The sequence below is a fragment of the uncultured Jatrophihabitans sp. genome, from assembly GCF_964252635.1.
Taxonomy (GTDB): domain Bacteria; phylum Actinomycetota; class Actinomycetes; order Mycobacteriales; family Jatrophihabitantaceae; genus Jatrophihabitans.
Genome location: NZ_CAXUNP010000023.1, coordinates 18,158 through 35,956 on the forward strand (window position 1 = coordinate 18,158; position 17,799 = coordinate 35,956).

The 17,799-nt window shown below is 72.3% G+C and carries 18 protein-coding genes; 8 read left to right on the forward strand and 10 right to left on the reverse strand.

Translation table 11 applies throughout. The features are described from left to right. Positions 1 to 26: 26 nt before the first annotated feature. The 6 genes from ACFFCA_RS11890 to ACFFCA_RS11915 form a co-directional block, all read right to left on the reverse strand. Positions 27 to 1,139 carry a CU044_5270 family protein gene (locus ACFFCA_RS11890; protein ID WP_375485024.1) on the reverse strand — a complete coding sequence of 371 codons (1,113 nt, stop codon included), beginning with the start codon at positions 1,137 to 1,139 and terminating at the stop codon, positions 27 to 29. After that, a complete protein-coding gene (locus tag ACFFCA_RS11895; RefSeq protein ID WP_375485026.1) occupies positions 1,136 to 1,621 on the reverse strand; it encodes an RNA polymerase sigma factor in 486 nt (161 codons plus the stop codon). The genes ACFFCA_RS11890 and ACFFCA_RS11895 overlap by 4 nt, the downstream gene beginning before the upstream one ends. 178 nt (positions 1,622 to 1,799) lie before the next feature. Beyond that, positions 1,800 to 2,414 carry a class I SAM-dependent methyltransferase gene (locus ACFFCA_RS11900; protein WP_375485028.1) on the reverse strand — a complete coding sequence of 205 codons (615 nt, stop codon included), beginning with the start codon at positions 2,412 to 2,414 and terminating at the stop codon, positions 1,800 to 1,802. Next, the gene (locus ACFFCA_RS11905) at positions 2,411 to 3,502 is read right to left on the reverse strand and encodes a prenyltransferase (RefSeq protein ID WP_375485030.1); all 1,092 of its coding nucleotides are present in this window, start codon (positions 3,500 to 3,502) and stop codon (positions 2,411 to 2,413) included. Before ACFFCA_RS11905 ends, ACFFCA_RS11900 begins: the two co-directional genes overlap by 4 nt. Beyond that, the gene (locus ACFFCA_RS11910; RefSeq protein ID WP_375485032.1) at positions 3,499 to 4,218 is read right to left on the reverse strand and encodes a class I SAM-dependent methyltransferase; all 720 of its coding nucleotides are present in this window, start codon (positions 4,216 to 4,218) and stop codon (positions 3,499 to 3,501) included. The genes ACFFCA_RS11905 and ACFFCA_RS11910 overlap by 4 nt, the downstream gene beginning before the upstream one ends. Beyond that, a complete protein-coding gene (locus ACFFCA_RS11915; RefSeq protein ID WP_375485096.1) occupies positions 4,212 to 5,453 on the reverse strand; it encodes a glycosyltransferase family 4 protein in 1,242 nt (413 codons plus the stop codon). The genes ACFFCA_RS11910 and ACFFCA_RS11915 overlap by 7 nt, the downstream gene beginning before the upstream one ends. A gap of 228 nt (positions 5,454 to 5,681) precedes the next feature. Between ACFFCA_RS11915 and ACFFCA_RS11920 the strand changes: the two genes are divergently transcribed. From ACFFCA_RS11920 to ACFFCA_RS11935, 4 genes are all read left to right on the forward strand, one after another. Next, entirely contained in the window at positions 5,682 to 6,134 is a 453-nt protein-coding gene (locus ACFFCA_RS11920; protein WP_375485034.1) for a MarR family winged helix-turn-helix transcriptional regulator, read from the forward strand. After that, positions 6,124 to 7,692 (forward strand): MFS transporter, encoded by a 1,569-nt coding sequence (locus tag ACFFCA_RS11925; protein WP_375485035.1) that lies wholly within the window; start codon positions 6,124 to 6,126, stop codon positions 7,690 to 7,692. Before ACFFCA_RS11920 ends, ACFFCA_RS11925 begins: the two co-directional genes overlap by 11 nt. A 145-nt stretch (positions 7,693 to 7,837) precedes the next feature. Further along, positions 7,838 to 8,794 (forward strand): beta-ketoacyl-ACP synthase 3, encoded by a 957-nt coding sequence (locus ACFFCA_RS11930; RefSeq protein WP_375485037.1) that lies wholly within the window; start codon positions 7,838 to 7,840, stop codon positions 8,792 to 8,794. Between the two features lie 27 nt (positions 8,795 to 8,821). Continuing rightward, entirely contained in the window at positions 8,822 to 9,142 is a 321-nt protein-coding gene (locus tag ACFFCA_RS11935) for a putative quinol monooxygenase (RefSeq protein ID WP_375485039.1), read from the forward strand. An 81-nt stretch (positions 9,143 to 9,223) separates the two neighbouring features. Here ACFFCA_RS11935 and ACFFCA_RS11940 read toward each other — a convergent pair whose 3' ends face one another. Then, positions 9,224 to 10,618: a trypsin-like peptidase domain-containing protein gene (locus tag ACFFCA_RS11940; RefSeq protein WP_375485041.1), complete on the reverse strand. Its 1,395-nt coding sequence runs from the start codon at positions 10,616 to 10,618 to the stop codon at positions 9,224 to 9,226. Between the two features lie 163 nt (positions 10,619 to 10,781). On the opposite strand from ACFFCA_RS11940, the gene ACFFCA_RS11945 reads away from it, so the two are divergent. Genes ACFFCA_RS11945 through ACFFCA_RS11955 form a run of 3 tightly spaced genes read left to right on the forward strand, consistent with a single transcriptional unit; the run spans position 10,782 to position 14,346 of the window. Continuing rightward, positions 10,782 to 11,705, forward strand: coding sequence for an SGNH/GDSL hydrolase family protein (locus ACFFCA_RS11945; protein WP_375485043.1), 924 nt, complete (start codon positions 10,782 to 10,784; stop codon positions 11,703 to 11,705). A gap of 41 nt (positions 11,706 to 11,746) precedes the next feature. Next, complete coding sequence (locus tag ACFFCA_RS11950) at positions 11,747 to 13,090, forward strand: FAD-binding oxidoreductase (protein ID WP_375485098.1); 1,344 nt, start codon at positions 11,747 to 11,749, stop codon at positions 13,088 to 13,090. Further along, a complete protein-coding gene (locus tag ACFFCA_RS11955; protein WP_375485045.1) occupies positions 13,087 to 14,346 on the forward strand; it encodes a class I SAM-dependent methyltransferase in 1,260 nt (419 codons plus the stop codon). The genes ACFFCA_RS11950 and ACFFCA_RS11955 overlap by 4 nt, the downstream gene beginning before the upstream one ends. A gap of 3 nt (positions 14,347 to 14,349) precedes the next feature. On the opposite strand, the gene ACFFCA_RS11960 is transcribed toward ACFFCA_RS11955, so the two are convergent. Next, positions 14,350 to 14,640 carry an STAS domain-containing protein gene (locus ACFFCA_RS11960; RefSeq protein WP_375485047.1) on the reverse strand — a complete coding sequence of 97 codons (291 nt, stop codon included), beginning with the start codon at positions 14,638 to 14,640 and terminating at the stop codon, positions 14,350 to 14,352. 149 nt (positions 14,641 to 14,789) lie between these two features. Here ACFFCA_RS11960 and ACFFCA_RS11965 point away from each other — a divergent pair, with 149 nt between their 5' ends. Beyond that, positions 14,790 to 15,443, forward strand: coding sequence for a maleylpyruvate isomerase family mycothiol-dependent enzyme (locus ACFFCA_RS11965; protein ID WP_375485049.1), 654 nt, complete (start codon positions 14,790 to 14,792; stop codon positions 15,441 to 15,443). On the opposite strand, the gene ACFFCA_RS11970 is transcribed toward ACFFCA_RS11965, so the two are convergent. Both ACFFCA_RS11970 and ACFFCA_RS11975 read right to left on the reverse strand, forming a co-directional pair. Then, positions 15,417 to 16,757: a glycosyltransferase 87 family protein gene (locus tag ACFFCA_RS11970; RefSeq protein ID WP_375485051.1), complete on the reverse strand. Its 1,341-nt coding sequence runs from the start codon at positions 16,755 to 16,757 to the stop codon at positions 15,417 to 15,419. The genes ACFFCA_RS11965 and ACFFCA_RS11970 overlap by 27 nt on opposite strands. Then, positions 16,750 to 17,769, reverse strand: a complete 1,020-nt coding sequence (locus ACFFCA_RS11975) for an NAD-dependent epimerase/dehydratase family protein (protein WP_375485053.1) — start codon at positions 17,767 to 17,769, stop codon at positions 16,750 to 16,752. Before ACFFCA_RS11975 ends, ACFFCA_RS11970 begins: the two co-directional genes overlap by 8 nt. Between the last annotated feature and the right edge of the window lie 30 nt (positions 17,770 to 17,799).

The window sequence follows — 17,799 nt, forward strand, 5'->3', positions numbered from 1 at the left end:
CGTCGACCGCCGGTGCCGCCGTCGCGTCAGTGGCCGGCGACGCCGATCCGATCGGCGACGCCGGTGGTGACGGCCGAGGAGTAGGTGTTGCCGTCGGACACCTGCTGGTCGCCGAGGAAGGTCCCGGACGCGAGGTCGACGATGATGGTCGCGGTGGACCGCAGCGCGTCCGGCCCGTGACCCAGGGTGGTGGACAGCCTGAACCCGGTACCGGCCACTCCGGAGTAGTTCTGCACACCGTCGAGGACCTGGATCCCCGGGATGCGACCGAGCACGGCGTACAGGGTGGACGTCAGGTCGCCGGTGACGACCTCGTTGTCGAGCAGCGAGTCGATGACGAAGAACATCAGGTAGTTCGTGTCGTGGATCTTGTCCGGGTTGAGCCGGCTCTCGGCGTACGACCGCAGCTGGCTGTACAGCGCGTCGGGGTCGCGAGGCAGGTGTGCGACGAAGCGCGGGGTCGGGTCGCTGAAGCTGCCCGGACGTGTGCACGACGGGCCCTTCGGCGCGTCCTGGGTGTGCGCGTAGAGATCGTCGCAGCGACCCGTCCATACGTCCGGGGCGACGTCCCCGACGACCCCGGACCGGCGCATCCACACGTCCGTGACGTCCTTCGGGATCCAGTACTGGTCCAGGTTGTAGGAGCCGGCCGGCGCCTTCTCGGTGTGGGGGGTCCCGTTCTTGTCGTAGACGATGGTTCCCGGCGCCGGACTGACGATGCGCACGTACCGGAACTGGCCGTCACGCAACGCCGGGTCGCCGGTCCGCAGGCGGGTGTGCGAGGCGGCGAGCAGCAGCGCCGATGCGGACTGGCCGGTGTGCGGCACTGGCACCGGACGGGCGTGTGACACGGCCGCGGAGCTGCTCGGTGCGACGGAGCCCGGGCGCTCGGCATCGGGGGCCTGGTGCCCGTCGCCCGCATGGTGCCCGGAGGGCAGGGTCGCCGCGACGACGGTGGCGGCCACCGCGGCGGCGGCCAGTCCGGATGCCGCGTACAGACCACGCCGTCGCCGGCTGCTGCGACGCGCGGCCGGCTGCTGCCACGAGAAGGCGGGCGGCTCGGCGTCGGGCAGGGTGGCGGCGGCGGAGTCGAGAGCGTCCGTGAGACGGGACGCGAGGTCCCGGGGATCGTTGGTCATGACTGCTCCTTCAGGTGCGCGCGGAGCGCGGCGATCGCGCGGTGGGCGGTGGACTTGACCGTCCCGGGGGAGATGTCGAGGGTCTGGGCGATGTCGGCCTCGGACAGCCGGCCCCAGTAGCGGAGGACGAGGACCTCACGCTGGCGGTCGGGCAACCGCCCGACGGCTGCACGGATCTCGCGGCGGTCCTCGTCGAGCAACAGCTCGGCGTCGGCCGGTGGTTCACCGTCCGGCTGCTCGGCCCGGACGAGAGCGAGGTAGCGGGCCGCGGTCGTGCGACGACGGCCGACGGAGCGGCTGCCGTTGACGACGCTGGTCCGCAGGTACGCACCGAGCTGCGCGCTGCTGCCGACGGCCGGCTGCTGCTTCCACACCGTCTCGCAGGCGTGCTGGACGACCTCCTCGGCCACCGCCCGGTCGTTGAGGAGCAGGGTGCCGAGCCGGACGAGGGGCATCCACTGCGCCCTGACCGTGGCGGTCATCGTCTCGGCGTCGAGGCGGAAAGTGGCGTCGCTCTCCGGCCCCAGCTCCGGGGGATCGCCAGGACTCGAACGCGACGCTGTCAGCGGCATCATCGCGTCGTGGTCTTTGCGGTTCGGGGTGTCCGCGTCGGTGTCATACCTGTCATACGCATTCGACGGCCGGAGGTTGCCTCGTCCGTCAACCGGTGCGGCGGGCCACCCGGAGCGAGCCGTGCGTGGACACCTCGTCGAAACCGCCCTGGGCGAGCGCCCGCTGCCAGACGTGCCACGGCGCCTGCCCGCCGTCGGCCGGGTCGGGGAACACGTCGTGCACGGCCAGCACCCCGCCGGCCACGAGGTGCGGTGCGAACGCCGCGTAGTCGTGCTGCGCCGTGGCCTCGGTGTGGTTGCCGTCGAGGAACAGCAACGAGATCGGCGTCGTCCACCAGGCCGCCGCCTGCGCCGTGGTCGCAACGACGACGCTGACGACCTCCTCCAGCCCGGCAGCGGCGAGGGTGTGACGCAGCGACGGCAGGGTGTCCAACCGGCCGGTGGCGGGGTCGACGAGCGACGGGTCGTGCCACTCCCACCCGGGCTGGTTCTCCTCCGAGCCGTGGTGGTGGTCGAGGGTGACGAGCCGCGCGCCGCGGTCCCGGGCCATGCCGCCGAGGTGCACGGTCGACTTGCCGCAGTACGTGCCGATCTCGAGCCAGGTGCCGACGGGCGCGTCCGCCGCCGTGGCACGCAGCGCCGCGGCCTCGTCGTCGGGCAGGAAGCCGCGGGTGTCCGCGGCGACGGCGAGCAGGTTCGTCATCCCTGGCCCCGTGACAGGGCGTGGCACTGCGGCGTGCAGGGCCCGACGTCGAGCAAGGGCGGCAGGTCCGACGCACGGAACAGGCCGGTGGCCGCCGAGTGGCGCGCGAGCGCATCCGCGGCGAGGACGACGGTGGCGGCCGTCCAGGTCGTGCGCTGCTGGGGCCAGATCACCTCTTCGGGGAACACCCAGCCCGTCCAGTAGTCGCCGTCGGCGGTGCGTAGGAACTGCACGTCGCGCAGCAGCGCCGTCGCCGCGGCCCGGTCGCCGGCGCAGTCGAGGGCGAGCACGAGCTCGCAGGTCTCGGCAGCGGTGACCCAGGGCCGGTCGGCCACGCAGCGGATGCCGCGTCCCGGGACCACGAACTCGGTCCAGCGCCTGCGCAACAGTTCCTGCGCGGCCGGGCCGCGGACCGCGCCGCCCAGCACCGGGTAGTACCAGTCCATCGAGAAGCGCGTCTTGTCGGCGAACGCGTCGGCGGGATGCTCGGCGACGGCATGGGCGAGCCGCGCGGCGGACAGCTCCCAGTCCGGGTGCTGGTCGCCGACGAGCTCGGCGAGGGCCATGGCGCAGCGCAGGGACAGCACCATGCACGCACTGCCGGTGAGCAGCGCGTCCGGGTCGGGCACGCCGGCCGGGTCGCGCGACCACGTGATGGCCCCGTCCGGCCGCTGCAGGTCCAGGGCGAAGCCGGCCGCGCGCCGCACGGTCGGCCACAGCTCGGCGACGAAGGACCGGTCCCCGGTGAGCAGCCAGTCGTGCCAGAGACCCACGGCGAGGTACAGGCACTGGTTCGCGTCGGTGCTCGCGTCGGTGACCTCGCCGTCGACGATCTCCATCGGCCAGCTGCCGTCGTCGGCCTGGCTGCGGGCGCTCCACCGGAACGCGGCCCGGGCCTCGTCACGCAACCCGCCCAGCGACAGCGCCATCGCTGCCTCGACGTGGTCCCACGGGTCGGCGTGGTGGCCCGGGAACCAGGGGAGCAGGCCGTCCGGTCGCTGGGCCGCCGCGATCCGGTCGACCGTCCGGTGCAGCTGTCCGGCCGAGACCACTCCGGGCAGGTCCGGCAACGTCTCGCGCCGCGTCACCCGCGGGCCGCCGGCTTGGTCAGGTACAGGACGAGGCTCTTGCCCAGGACCGGGTCGAGCGCCCGCTCGGCCGTACGGGTCAGCCAGGGCCGCGACATCATGTCCCAGACGAGCATCCGGTGGTACGCGCGGGTCAGCGGGTGGTCGCGGTCGACGCCGACCGCGCACTTGAGCCACCAGTACGGCGAGTGCAGCGCGTGGGCGTGGTGCTTGGCGTCCAGCCGCAGCCCCGCGTCCTGCAGACGGCTCACCAGCTCGCTGCCGCGGTAGATGCGGACGTGGCCGCCCTCGACCTCGTGGTACGGCGCGGACAGCGCCCAGCAGATCTGCTCGGTCCAGCGGCGGGGGACGCTGACGGCGGCGGTGCCGCCCGGCCGCAGGACCCGCGCCAGCTCGGCGATGACTTGCCGGTCGTCCGGGATGTGCTCGAGGATCTCGGCGGCGATGACGCGGTCGAAGTGCCCGTCCGCGAACGGCAGGGCGAGCGCGTCGGCCTCGAGCGTCACCGGCGCGGACGGGGGTTTGATCTCGCCCTCCTCGGCCATCGCGGCGACCATGGCCTCGACATCGCGCAGGTCGGCGACCGACTGGTCGGCCGCCACCACCTCAGCACCCAGGCGCAGCGCCTGGAAGGTGTGGCGGCCAGCGCCGCATCCCAGGTCGAGCAGGCGGTCGCCCTCGACGACGCCGAGACGGTCGAAGTCGACGGTCAGCACGGGTGGGACTCCCCGGTCAGGGCAATGGCCTCGCGGTACACGTCGACGGTGGCCTGCGCCGTGGCGGCCCAGCTGAACGTGCTCACCGCGCGTTCGCGGGCAGCCGCGCCCATGGCGACGCGGCGCTCCGCGTCGCCGTGCAGGTCGTGCAGGGCGGCGGCCAGGGCGCGGTGGTCGCCGGGCGGTACGAGTACCCCGCAGCGTCCGTCGCGGCCGACGACGTCCGGCAGCGCCGAGGTGGCACTGGCGACGAGCGGGGTGCCCGACGCCATGGCCTCGACGGCGGGCAGCGAGAAGCCCTCGTAGAGCGACGGCACGCACATAAGCTCCGCCGAGGCGACGAGCTCGGCGAGCTCGTCGTCGGACAGGCCGTTGACGAACGTGACGCGGTGGGCGATGCCGAGGTCGGAGACCAGCTTCTCGGTGGCGCCGCCGGGCTCGGGACGGGCGACCGCGATGAGGTGCACGGGCGAGGACTCGGGCAGCTCGGCGACCGCGCGCAGCAGGACCTGCAGGCCCTTGAGCGGGACGTCCGCGCTGCACATCGACACGAGCCGCCCGGCCACCCGGGCCCCGCGGGGGCGGAACAGCTCGGTGTCGACCCCGTTCGGCACCTCGCGCAGCTGCGTCCGACGGACGCCGAGGTCGGCGACGATGTCGTCCATGCTGCTGCGCGACGGGACGATCGACAGCGGCATCCGAGCGGCCACACGTGCCTGGTAGCGCACGAAGCCGAACCAGCGGCGGATCGTCAGCTGGCGCTGCCACGGCACCCCGGCCAGTGCGAGCCGACGGTCCACCGTGATCGGGTGGTGGATGGTGCTGACGAGCGGGACGCCCGCGGCGGGCAGCCGCAGCAGCGCCGGGCCCAGGGACTGGTTGTCGTGCACGACGTCGAACTCGGCGCGGCGGGCGGCGAGGAGCGGCGCGACGCGCCGGCTGAAGGTCCGCGGCTCCGGGAATCCCGCGGTGCACATCGTGAGGAACTCGAGCACGTCGGTCGGCGTGCGGAATTCCGACGGGCGCGGAACGCGGAACGGGTCCGCCTCGCGGTACAGGTCGAGGCTGGGCACCGCGGTCAGCGCCACCCGCGGGTCGAGGTCGGGGTAGGGCGGGCCGGAGAACACCTCGACGGAGTGCCCTAGGTCGACCAGGGCACGGGACAGTGCCCGGACGTAGACCCCCTGGCCCCCACAGTGCGGCTTGCTGCGATACGACGTCAGCGCTATGCGCAACGAGCCCTGATGCACGCGGGAATCACCCTTCGAAGTGCCGACTCCGGACGTCGTGACTCTAGTGCGACGGTCCGTGACGACTGCCCACGGGCGACGACCAGGGGAACAGGACGGGGTGTTCATGGGTTCGGCCACAGGACCGGGAAAGAATTTCGCCTGGGACGGGAATGACCTCTAGATTGATGAGGTTCCTCATGATGAGGAACGTCGCGATCGAGGAGGTGGGGCATGACGGACACGTCGTGCGAGCGGATCGGTGGTCTGTTCATCGAGCTGCACCACCGCATCCACCGCCTGGTTGACGTGGCCATGACCGACGCGGGCCTGTCGCTTGCACGGGCCAAGGTGCTCGGCGTGCTCGCCGAGCACGGGCCGGTCAAGCAGGCCTCGATCGCCACGATCCTGGGGTTCGCGCCCCGCTCGGTCACCGACACCCTCGACGCTCTCGAGCGTGAGGGGCTGGCGACCCGCAGTTCCGATGCGCACGACCGGCGCGTGTGGCTCGTCGAGATCACCCCCCAGGGCGCCGAGGCCCTGGATCGGGCCCTCGTCGTCAAGCGCACCACCATGAAGACCATCTACGGCGGGCTCGACGGAGCCGAACGCGAGCAGCTGATCACGCTGCTCACCGGCATCCGCACCCACCTCGACTCACAACTGGAAGCTGCTCATGTCTCTTAGCTCACTGGCCGAGAAGAAGGCCGCGGAAGCCCGTAGCTCGGACCACCGCTGGTTGATCCTCGTGGTGGTCTCCATCGCCCAGCTGATGGTCGTGCTCGACGCGACCGTCGTGAACATCGCCCTGCCCTCGGCCCAGGCCGACCTCGGCTTCAGCGACGACCAGCGGCAGTGGATCGTCACCGCGTACGCGTTGGCCTTCGGCAGCCTGTTGCTGCTCGGCGGCCGGGTCGGTGACCTGTTCGGCCGCAAGCGCGTGTTCATCGGTGGCCTCATCGCCTTCGCCGCCGCGTCCGCGCTCGGTGGCGCGGCGCCGACGTTCGGCGTGCTCGTCACCTCGCGCGCCCTGCAGGGTGTAGCCGGTGCGATGCTCGCCCCCGCCGCCCTGTCGACCCTCGTCACCACGTTCCGTGACCCCGCCGACCGCGGCAAGGCGTTCGGCGTCTTCGGCACCGTGGCCGTCGGCGGCGGCGCCGTCGGCCTGATCCTGGGCGGGGTGCTCACCGAGTACCTGTCCTGGCGCTGGGTCATGTACGTCAACGTCGTGTTCGCCGCGGCCGCCGCGCTCGGCGCCGTGATCTACATGACGCACGAGCGTGCCGCGACCCGCTCCCGCATCGACGGCATCGGCACCGTGCTCGCCTCAGCCGGCCTGTTCGGCATCGTCTTCGGGTTCTCCCACGCCGAGACCGCCGGCTGGGGATCCGTCGTGACGATCGCCTCGCTGGCCCTCGGCGCCGTCCTGCTCGTGGCCTTCGTGCTGGCCGAGCGGCGCATCAAGACGCCGCTGCTCCCGCTGCGTGTCGTCGCCGATCGCTCCCGCGGTACCGCCTTCGCCGCGGTCGCCGTCGCCGGTCTGGCCATGTTCGGCCTGTTCCTGTTCCTGACCTACTACCTGCAGTCGGTCAAGGGCTTCAGCCCCGTCCTGTCCGGCCTCGCGTTCCTGCCGATGATCGCCTGCGTGATGATCAGCTCGAACCTGTCGAACATCGTCACGCTGCCCCGCTTCGGCCCCCGGGTCGTCATCACCATCGGCATGATCATCGGTGCGCTCTCGCTGGGCTACCTGAGCCTGCTGGACGTGCACTCGAGCTACGTCGGTGGCGTGCTCCCGTCGCTGATCTTCATGGGCTTTGCGATGGGCATGGTCATGGCCCCGTCGATGAACACGGCGACGGCCGGTGTGACACCGCAGGACGCGGGCGTCGCCTCCGCCCTGGTCAGCACGATGCAGCAGGTCGGCGGGTCGATCGGCACCGCGCTGCTGAGCACCATCGTTGCCTCGTCCACGGCGAGCTACGCAGACTCCCACGCGTCCGCGGGCCGCGCCCTGGCCGACCAGGCCGCCACCCACGGCTACACCGTCGCCTTCCTCACCAGCGCGATCGTGTTCGTGTTCGGCGCCGTCATGGGCGCCACGATGTTCCCGTCCAAGCGCCGGCTGGCCGAGATGCGCGAGCAGGCGGCCGCTGCTGCCGCTCCCGCCGCGGCTCCCGCTGCCGGTCGGCACGAAGCGGCCGAGGACACCGCCGAGGCCGAGATCGTCGGCATCGACGCCTGATCGCCTGTACCGGCACCGTCCGCGAGCCCGCCCACACGACGTGGGCGGGCTCGCGTGTTTCCGGGCTGGTTTGGACTACCCCTCGGTAACCCGGATAGTTGGACTTCCTAGTAGTTCGTGACGATCCACCCCCGGGGAGCGGCCAGTGCTCGGCACGGTCAGACGCAGCGGCAGCCAGGTGCTCGGGTTCGGCGCGGCCCAACCGACGGCCACCACCACCTCCGAGGAACTGGGCGCCCCGTTCGGCAAGGCCGGCAGCTGGGTGGAGACCCGCACGGGCATCCGCTCGGTCCGCCGCGCAGGGACCGGCGCGGAACTCAACGAGTTGGCGCTCCAGGCCGGGATGCAGGCGCTGCAGGCCGCCGGGGTCGACGAGCACGAGGTCGACCTGGTCATCACGGCCAGCTGCAGCGTGGCCAACGGACCGGGCGATCACGGCACGCTGGCCTCGGGGCTGGCCCGCACAGCGCCCCGCATGCACCTGAACTCCGCCTGCAGCGGCTTCTGCTACGCGCTGAGCACGGCCGACGATGCGATCCGCACCGGCGCGGCCCGGTACGTACTGGTCGTCGCGGCCGAGCTGATGAGCTCGCTGGTCGATCCTGCCGACCTCGGCACGTCGATCCTGTTCGCCGACGGCGCGGGCGCCGCGGTGGTCGGGCCGGCCGGGGCGTCCCCGGGCGTCGGGCCGGCCGTCTGGGGCAGCGACGGCTCGCAGTCGCAGCTGATCGACTGCGGGGCGGTCGCCGGCGGGAAACTGACGATGGCCGGCTCGCAGGTGTTCCGCTGGGCGGTGGAGCACATGCCGGCTGTCGCGCTGGACGCGTGTCGCCGCGCCGGAGTGCAGATCGGGGACATCGACGTGTTCGTGCCCCACCAGGCCAACAAGCGCATCGTCGACGCGATCAGCGACAAGCTGGGGCTCGGCGACACCGTGATCGCCGACAGCGTGATCGTCTCCGGCAACACGTCCGCCGCGTCCATCCCCATCGCGGTCGTCGACCTCGCCCGGCGCGGGCTCACCACGGCGGGCCAGCTCGCGCTGCTGGTGGGGTTCGGTGCCGGGCTCAGCTTCGCCGGCCAGGTCATCAGGCTGCCGTAGCGTGCCCCACGACGACAGGATGTCCGCATGATCGTGATCACGGTGAAGTTCAGGGTCAAACCCGAGTCGGTCGAGCGGTGGCCGGAGATCTCGTCCGGCTTCACCACGGCCACCCGGGCCGAGGAGGGCTGCCTCTGGTTCGACTGGTCGCGCAGCCTCGACCGTCCGGACGAGTACGTGCTGATCGAGGCGTTCCGGGACGACGACGCCGGCGCGGCCCACGTGCAGTCGGCGCACTTCCAGGCCGCCCGTAGCGAGTTGCCCCCGCACCTCGCGGCCACCCCGCTGATCATCAACACGACGGCGGAGGGCACCGAGTGGTCGAAGCTGGGCGAGCTCGCCGTCTGAGGACGCCCACCACCGACAGTTGTCCGCCCCTCGTCGCGTTCCGACGCGACGAGGGGCGGACAACCCGGGCCACGGACCGCCTTACGCGGCCGGGCCGCTGGCCAGCGTGACGGTGGCCGTGTGGCTGCCGCCCGCGGAGTCGGTCCAGCTGACCGAGACCCGGTCACCGGGCTCGTGCTGGTCCACCGCGCTCTGCAGCGTGGACGCCGAGCTGACGGCCGTGCCGCCGACCGCGGTGATGGTCGAGCCGGCGGTGATGCCTGCGTCGTCCGCGGGCCCCCCGGACACGACCGAGCCGACGGTGGCGCCGCTGCCGTCGTCGGCGGACAGGCCGATGCCGAGGAAGGCGGGCAGGCCGATCCGCACCGACGAGGTCTCGGCACCGGACTCGATCTGCTTGGCGATGGCCAGCGCATTCGTGATCGGGATGGCGTAGGCCTGCGAGGCAACCGACGCGCCGTTCACCGCGGCGGCCGAAGAGTTCGTCGACGCTGCGGTGTTGATGCCGACGATGTCGCCGTCGGCGTCGTAGAGCGGGCCGCCGGAGTCGCCGGAGATGATGGGCGCGTCGGTCTCGATGAGCCCGTCCAGGGTCTCCGAGCTCGCGCCGCTCTCGTCGGAAGCGGTGATCGTCTTGTTCAGGCCCGTCACCGTTCCGCCGGCCGCGGTCAGGGTGCCGGTACCGCCGGCGTTGCCGACACCGGTGACCTTGTCGCCGGCCGACACGTCGGCGACGTCGGAGGCGTCACCGATCTTGGCCGTGGTGAGACCGGAGGCGTTCTGCAGCTGCAGCACCGCGACGTCGTCGGATGCGTCGGTGCCCACGACCTCGGCCGTGTAGCTCTTGCCGGTGCTCTCGACGGTCACGGTGACGCTGGTCGCGCCGGCGATGACGTGGTTGTTCGTCAGCACCTCGCCCTTCGAGGTGAGGATCATGCCCGTCCCCGCGCTCTCGGCGTTCTGGTACTTCAGCACCGAGTTGATGGTGACGATGCCGGCCTGCTGGGTCGAGGTCGCGGTGGCGCTGCCGGTCGAGGTCGACCCGCCGCTCCGGCCGGGCGCGTAGCCCTGCGCCGTGCCGCCGCCCGCTCCGCTCGAGCTGCTCGAGCCGCCGTCGGCCGACGACGTCCCGCCGGACTTCGCGGCGTCGCCGATGGCGACCCCGGAGAAGACCAGACCGGCCGCGAGGGCCGCGGCGCCGACGCCGACCAGCGCCCGCTTGGCGCGACGGTGACGCGAGGGCGCAGCGGGTGGCGGCGGGAAGCCGTAGCCCGCATACGAGGTGCCGTACGGGGTCGGCCCGGCGTAAGGATGCGGCGTGCCGTACGGGGTCGGCCCGGAGTACGGATGCGGCGCGGCGTACTGGTACGGCGCGGTGTACGGCTGCGGCGCGGCGTACGGCTGCGGCGCAGGGTGGTGGGGCTCGTTCGGCTCGGGTGTCCATGCAGGGCCCGGCTGCGGGGTGTCGGTCGTCATGTTCTCGAGAAAACCTCCCGTCGCCTTACACCTGCTGAGTGTTCACCGTGCAGAAGCTGTGAACGCGAGGGCCCTTGCCTGGCAGTGTTCCGGGAGGCAGGGTGACGGCAGCGCCACAGCCCGACGACGACGTCCGGCGGACGCCGTTCTGAAGAGGTGCCCCGTGGCTCCTGTCCCGTCCCGTTCCCGGCGCCTGCTCGTGGCTGCGGCCGCGGTGGCCGCCCTGGCCGCGTCGGCCGTGGTGGCCGCGCCCGCGTTCGCGTCGGGCTCACACCACCCGGCACACCACCCTGCGCATCACCGTGTGCACCCGGTCCGGCCGGGCTCGTCCTACCTCGCCCTCGGCGACTCGGTGTCCTTCGGCTACCGCGAGCCGGCCAACCTGCCCACGCCGGACTACCCGGACGCCAGCACCTTCGTCGGCTTCCCCGAGAACGTCGGCAGCGCCCTGGGGCTGCGGGTGGCGAACGCGTCGTGCCCCGGCGAGACGTCCGGCAGCCTGGTGTCGGCGTCCGAGCTGAGCTACGCCTGCCGGCTCACGCCCACGGGGACCGATGGCTACCGGACCAAGTTCCCGCTGCACGTCGGCTACGCCGGCACCCAGCTGCAGTACGCCCGGTCCTTCCTGGCCCGGCACCGCAACACCGACCTCGTCACCCTCATGATCGGCGCCAACGACGGCTTCCTGTGCCAGGCGACGACCACGGACCAGTGCGCCTCCGAGTTGCCCGGTGTGCTCGCCAAGATCTCGGCCAACGTCCGGACGATCCTCGGCACGCTGCGCCAGCAGGAGCACTACCGCGGCCAGATCGTCATCGTGAACTACTACTCGACGGACTACCGCTCGGCGGTGCAGAACGGCAGCAGCCAGGCGCTGAACACGGCGATGGACACCGCGGCGAAGCCGTTCGACGTCACCGTGGCCGACGGTTACGCCACGTTCCAGAAGGCTGCGGCTCAGGCGGGCGGCGACACCTGCGCGGCCGGTCTGCTCACGACGCTGACCACCGGTGGTTGCGGGGTGCACCCCAGTGTCGGCGGTCAGGCGCTGCTGGCGCTCGCCGTCGAGAAGGCCATCCGCCGCTGAGGGCGTCGGGGGGCATCGCCTAGATTGCGTAGGTGCCCGTCATCGGTGAGTCCGCGCACCGTCGAGCCGTCGAGTCGGTGCGGGACGGGGTGCGCGCGCTGCCCGACGGGCGGATCCGGCTGGCCAAACCGACGTCCAACCTGTTCCGGACGCGTGCCGACACCGGGGCCGGCCTGGACGTGAGCGGGCTCGTCGACGTCATCGCCGTCGACGCGCGCGCGGGCACCGCCGACGTGCAGGGCATGTGCACCTACGAGACGCTCGTGGCCGCGACCCTGCCGCACGGCCTGATGCCTCTGGTCGTGCCGCAGCTGAAGACCATCACCCTGGGTGGGGCGGTCACCGGCCTGGGCATCGAGTCGTCGTCGCTGTTCAACGGGCTGCCGCACGAGTCGGTCCTCGAACTCGACGTGCTCACCGGCGACGGCGAGGTGCTGACGGTGAGCCCGACCGAGAACGCCGAACTGTTCCGGGCGTTCCCGAACTCCTACGGCAGCCTCGGCTACGCGCTGCGCCTGCGGATCGCGCTGCAGCGGACCGCGCCGTACGTGAGCCTCCGGCACGTGCGCTTCGACGAGCTCGACACCCTGTCCTCGGCGATCGAGTCGATCGCCGACAAGCGCGAGTGGGACGGCGAGGCCGTGGACTTCGTCGACGGCGTCGTGTTCGCCCCGGGGGAGTCCTACCTGACCCTCGCCACCTGGGCCGACGGCGGCGAGCCGTCGAACTACACCGGGCAGCAGATCTACTACCGCTCGATCCGTGAGCGGGGGCGCGACTGCCTGACCGTCTCGGACTACCTGTGGCGGTGGGACACCGACTGGTTCTGGTGCTCGGGCGCCTTCGGGGCCCAGAACCCTCTCGTGCGGCGGCTGTGGCCCCGTCGCTGGCGTCGCAGCGACGTGTACCACCGGCTGGTCGGCCTCGACACCCGCTTCGACATCGTCGGCCGTCTCGACCGGCGTCGCCACCTGCCGGCACGTGAGCGGGTCGTGCAGGACGTCGAGGTGCCCCTCGAGCGCACGGCCGACTTCCTGCGCTGGTTCGACCGCGAGGTCGGCATGACGCCGGTCTGGCTGTGCCCCCTGCGCGCCCAGCAGGACTGGCCGCTGTACCCGCTCGAGCCGGGCCGGACCTACGTCAACGTGGGGTTCTGGGGCACCGTGCCGATCGCCGACGGGGCGGGTGACGGCGACGTCAACCGCCGCATCGAGGCCGAGGTCGCCGCGCTCGGCGGGCACAAGTCCCTGTACTCCGACGCCTACTACGACCGCGACACCTTCGACGCCCTCTACGGTGGTACCGCCTACGCCCAGGCCAAGCACCGCTACGACCCGCACGGGCGCCTGCCCGGCATGTACGAGAAAGTAGTCGCCCGCCGATGACCACCGCCGATCTGATCACCGCCGTCACCGACGGATCCGTCCCCATGCGGATCGAGGCGTTCGACGGGTCGGTCGTCGGCTCCTCGGACGAGGGCCTCACCCTCAAGCTGCACACCGAGCGCGCGCTGCGCTACCTGGTCACCGCGCCGGGCGATCTCGGCCTGGCCCGCGCCTACGTCACGGGCGAGCTCGAGCTGGTGGGCGCGCACCCGGGCGATCCGTACATCGCCCTGCGCGCGCTGGCCAACTGGACCTTCCGCCGGCCGCCCGTGGCCGACGTCCCCGCCCTCGTCCGGGAGCTCGGGGTCCGCAACCTGCTTCCGCCCGAGCCGCCGGAGCAGGAGGCCCCGTCGCGACTCCGGCGGACCGTGAACGGCCTGCGGCACTCGCGTCGTCGCGACAGCCAGGCCATCGGCATGCACTACGACGTGTCGAACACCTTCTACGAGTACGTGCTGGGGCCCTCGATGGCCTACACCTGCGCGGTGTTCGAGAAGCCGGAGACCACCCTCGACGACGCGCAGTACGAGAAGTTCGACCTCGTGGCACGCAAGCTCGGTCTCGAGCCCGGCATGCGCCTGCTCGACATCGGGTGCGGGTGGGGCGGCATGGCCCGGCACGCGGCCCGCAACTACGGCGTGGACGTCGTGGCGATCACGCTGTCCGCGGAGCAGGCGGCCTGGGCGAAGGCCGAGACCGAGCGGGCGGGCCTGGCCGATCACGTCACGGTGATCCATGGCGACTATCGCGACGCCCCCGGCCGCGACTACGACGCGATCAGCTCGATCGGCCTGCTCGAGCACGTCGGCGTGGCCAACTACCCGGCGTACTTCGCCCTGCTGCACAGCCTGCTGCGCCCGGGCGGCCGCCTGCTGAACCACTGCATCACCCGCCCCGACAACAAGACCAGCCCCATGCCGGGCGCGTTCATCGACCGGTACGTCTTCCCGGACGGCGAGCTCACCGGCGCGGGGCGCATCATCACCGAGGCCCAGGACGCGGGCTTCGAGGTCCGCCACGAGGAGAACCTGCGCGAGCACTACGCGTTGACGCTGATGCACTGGTCGGCCAACCTTGTCGAGCACTGGGACGCCTGCGTTGCCGAGGTGGGTCTGCCTACGGCGCGGGTGTGGGGTCTCTACATGGCCGGGTCGCGGCTGGGTTTCGAGCGCAACGTCGTGCAGCTGCACCAGGTGCTGGCCGTCAACCCCCACCCCGACGGCCGGGCCGATTTCCCGCTGCGCCCCACCTGGTAGCGCTCAGCCGGCGTCGATCGGCAGGATGTCGTCGAGGCCGGCGACGCGGATCAGGTTCATGGTGCGGTCGGGGACGTGCCGGATCGACACGGCGACACCCCGGGTCCCACCGGAGTCGACGGCGTAGACCAGCATGCCGAGACCGAGCGAGTCGACGAAGCCCACGCCGCTGAGGTCGATCACCAACTGCTCGACATCCGGTGTGTTCAGCGCGTGATCGATCTCGCCGCGGATGTCGTTGATGTTGACGAGGTCGACGTCCCCGGTCCAGCTGATCTCGACCGACTGACCCATCGAAGTCTCCTTGGCTTGCCACGTCCGGCGCCGGGTTCAGCCACGTGTGGCACAAGTATGGGGCAGCGCTCCCGGCGGCTCCACTCGGGCGGGCCGTTCCTCGACAACCCGCTGAGCCTCTGGCGGGTCGACTGTGCTTGGCTGCGGTCATGGACCCTGTCGAGGAATGGAGCGCGGCCCGGCAGCGGGTGTGCGCGTTGGTCGCCAACATCGACGACGCGTCAGCCGCCGCCCGGGTTCCGGCGACGCCGGACTGGAGCGTGCACGACCTCCTCGCGCACATGATCGGGCTGGACGCCGACGTGCTCGCCGGTGATGAGCCCGACGACCACAACGCCGGGTGGACGCAACGGCAGGTCGACGAGCGGCGCGACCGCAGTGTCGCCGAGCTGGTGGCGGAGTGGACCGAGCTGGCGCCCCGGCTCGAGCAGTGGATGCGCGACAACAACCCCCGACCGCTCGGCGACGCGATCATTCACGAGCAGGACCTGCGCGGGGCGCTCGGCGTGCCCGGAGCGCAGGACACGGCAGGCCTGCAGGCCATTCGCGACCGGATGGTCGGGCGGTTCGCGGACGGGGTGGCCGGTGCGCTGACCCTGCAGGGGGAGCGGTGGTCGTGGCGTTCGGACGCCGACGGGGCGCCCACCGTCGTGACGGCGAGCGACTTCGACCTGGCGCGCGCCCTGATGGCCCGGCGGTCGGCTGACCAGCTGCGGTCCTGGACCACGGCCGGCGACATCGGCCCGTACCTGAAGGCGTTCGCGACGCTCGGGGCGCTACCCGACGCCGACCTGCACGAGTGAGCCCGCGCGTGAATCCGCGCGCCGCCGGACGACGAACGCGAGCAGCGTGAGCCCGGCGGCCACGGCGTAGATGGTGCTCCCGTACCACGACGCCTTCGAGACCTCGGCGCGGACGAGGTACACGAACGCCGGGGCCAGCGCGACCGGCACCCACTCGAGGCGGCGCGCCCGCACCGCCAGGGCGAGCAGCAGCCCGGCGTACCAGCCGTAGGCCGGGGTGGTGACGAGGAAGGCCAGGCCCACGAGGGTCACCGCGCTGCGTTCCGGAGCGTCCGGGTCCGACCGTCGCCAGGTCCACACGGCCGCGGCGGCGAGCAGGGCTACCCCGACCACGGTGTCGACCGGGTGCGGCAGCACCACCCCCAGCAGCAACAGGCGCGTCCCGGAGTTGTAGCCCTCCTCGTGCAGGTAGCCGGGCAGGTACCCGATCACGTCCGTTCCGGCGGCAGCGACGTGCGGCAGGTAGGCGAGGACAACCACCCCGGCCGCGACGCCGAGCACGAGCCAAGGCCGCCGCCGGAGCACCGCCGGCCCGATCAGCGCCGGGTAGATCTTGGTCAGGGTGGCGGCCGCGAGCAGCGCCCCCGCCCAACCGCTGCGGTGACGCCGGGCGAGTTCGAGACACCCCAGGGACAGGGCGATCGCGGCCCAGTCGACGTGCGCGTTGTTGCCGAACTCGATGACGACCAGCGGCGACCACGCCCAGATCGCCACCGGCCACAGGGGCTGGTCGGCGCGGACGCTCACCCGCAGCAGCAGCGCGGTGATGCCCAGGACGCCGAGCGCGGCGAGCACCTGGAAGGTGTGCACGCCACCGTGCCCACCGAACGACACGACCCGGCCGGCGTCGAAGACCAGCTGGGCCACCGGCGGGTACACCGTGCGCACCCGCGGCCGGTTGATCAGCGAGCAGCCGTCCGGGATCGGCCACGGGCAGTGTGCGCGTCCGGTGGGGAACAGCGCCGTGTCGCGCAGGTGCGCCAGGTGCGCCGAGACCGGGGGGTAGGCGTAGGGGTCGGTGCCGCTGAACTGCACCCGCCCGTCCCACAGGTAGCGGTACACGTCGTCGGACGTTGTGGGCCCCCGGGTCAGCGCGACGATCTGGAGGACCGTCGCACCGACGAGGATGACCAGCGCGGTGTGCGACGCGGTCCACCGGCACCGGGACAGCAGGGCGACGAGCGCCACGAAGACCACGGTCGAGCAGCCGAGCAGCCACAGCGGGACGTGCCGGCCGGACGTGTGCAGCAGCACCGCGAACAGCGCGACGTACCCCGCGAACAGCGGGACCAGCAGGCGGCGCGGGTCACGCACGGGCGAGGTCCGCGGTGCCGTCGGCGAACCGGACGGCCGGCGCCCAGCCCAGGGACTCGCGGGCCCGCGCGCTGTCGGCGGTGATGTGCCGGACGTCGCCGAGCCGGTACCGGCCGGTGACGACGGGGTCGGGGCCGCCCAGGGCGTCGGCGAGCGCGGCTGCGAGGTCACCGATCGTGCGCGGTGTCCCGGAACCGACGTTGAGGGCCCGCGCGCCGTCGGCCGGCTGCGCCACCGCCGCGGCGAACGCGGCCGCGACGTCGCGGACGTGCACGAAGTCACGCCGTTGGCCGCCGTCCTCGTACACCTGCGGTGCCTCGCCACGGCGCAGCGCGGACAGGAACAGGGCCGCCACCCCCGCGTAGGGCGTGTCACGGGGCAGGCCGGGGCCGTAGACGTTGTGCAGGCGCAGCGAGGTCACCGCGCCGCCCGTCGAGCGCGACCACGCCGTGGCGAGTTGTTCCTGGGCCAGCTTGGTGACCGCGTACGCGTTGCGCGGGTCGGTGGGCGTGTCCTCGCCGACCAGCAGCGGCTCGAGCGAGCGGCCGCACCGTGGGCACGGCGCCTCGAACCGGCCCGCACGCAGATCGGCCTCGGCGCGGGCGCCGGGCGTCACCGGTCCGTGCTCCGGGCAGCGGCCGAGCCCGTCGCCGTAGACGACCATGGAGCTGGCCTGCACCAGCGTCACGACGTCTGCGCGGGCCATGCCCGCCAGCAGCGCGGCGGTGCCGTGCACGTTCGAGTCGGCATAGTCGGGCAGGTCATGCACGTCGACACCGAGCCCGACCTTGGCCGCGAGGTGCACGACAGCGTCGACACCGGCCAGCGCGCGGTCGACGGTGGCCGGATCGCGCACGTCGCCGATCTGCAGGTCGTCGATCGGTGGTGGCGGTTCGCGGTGCACGTCGGACCGCAGCGAGTCGAGCACCCGCAGCTCGTGCCCGTCCTCGGCCAGCGCCGCCCGTACGTGGGCGCCGATGAAGCCCGCACCACCCGTGACGAGTACGCGCACGTGTGTCCTTCCGCATCCAGTCGCGCAGAA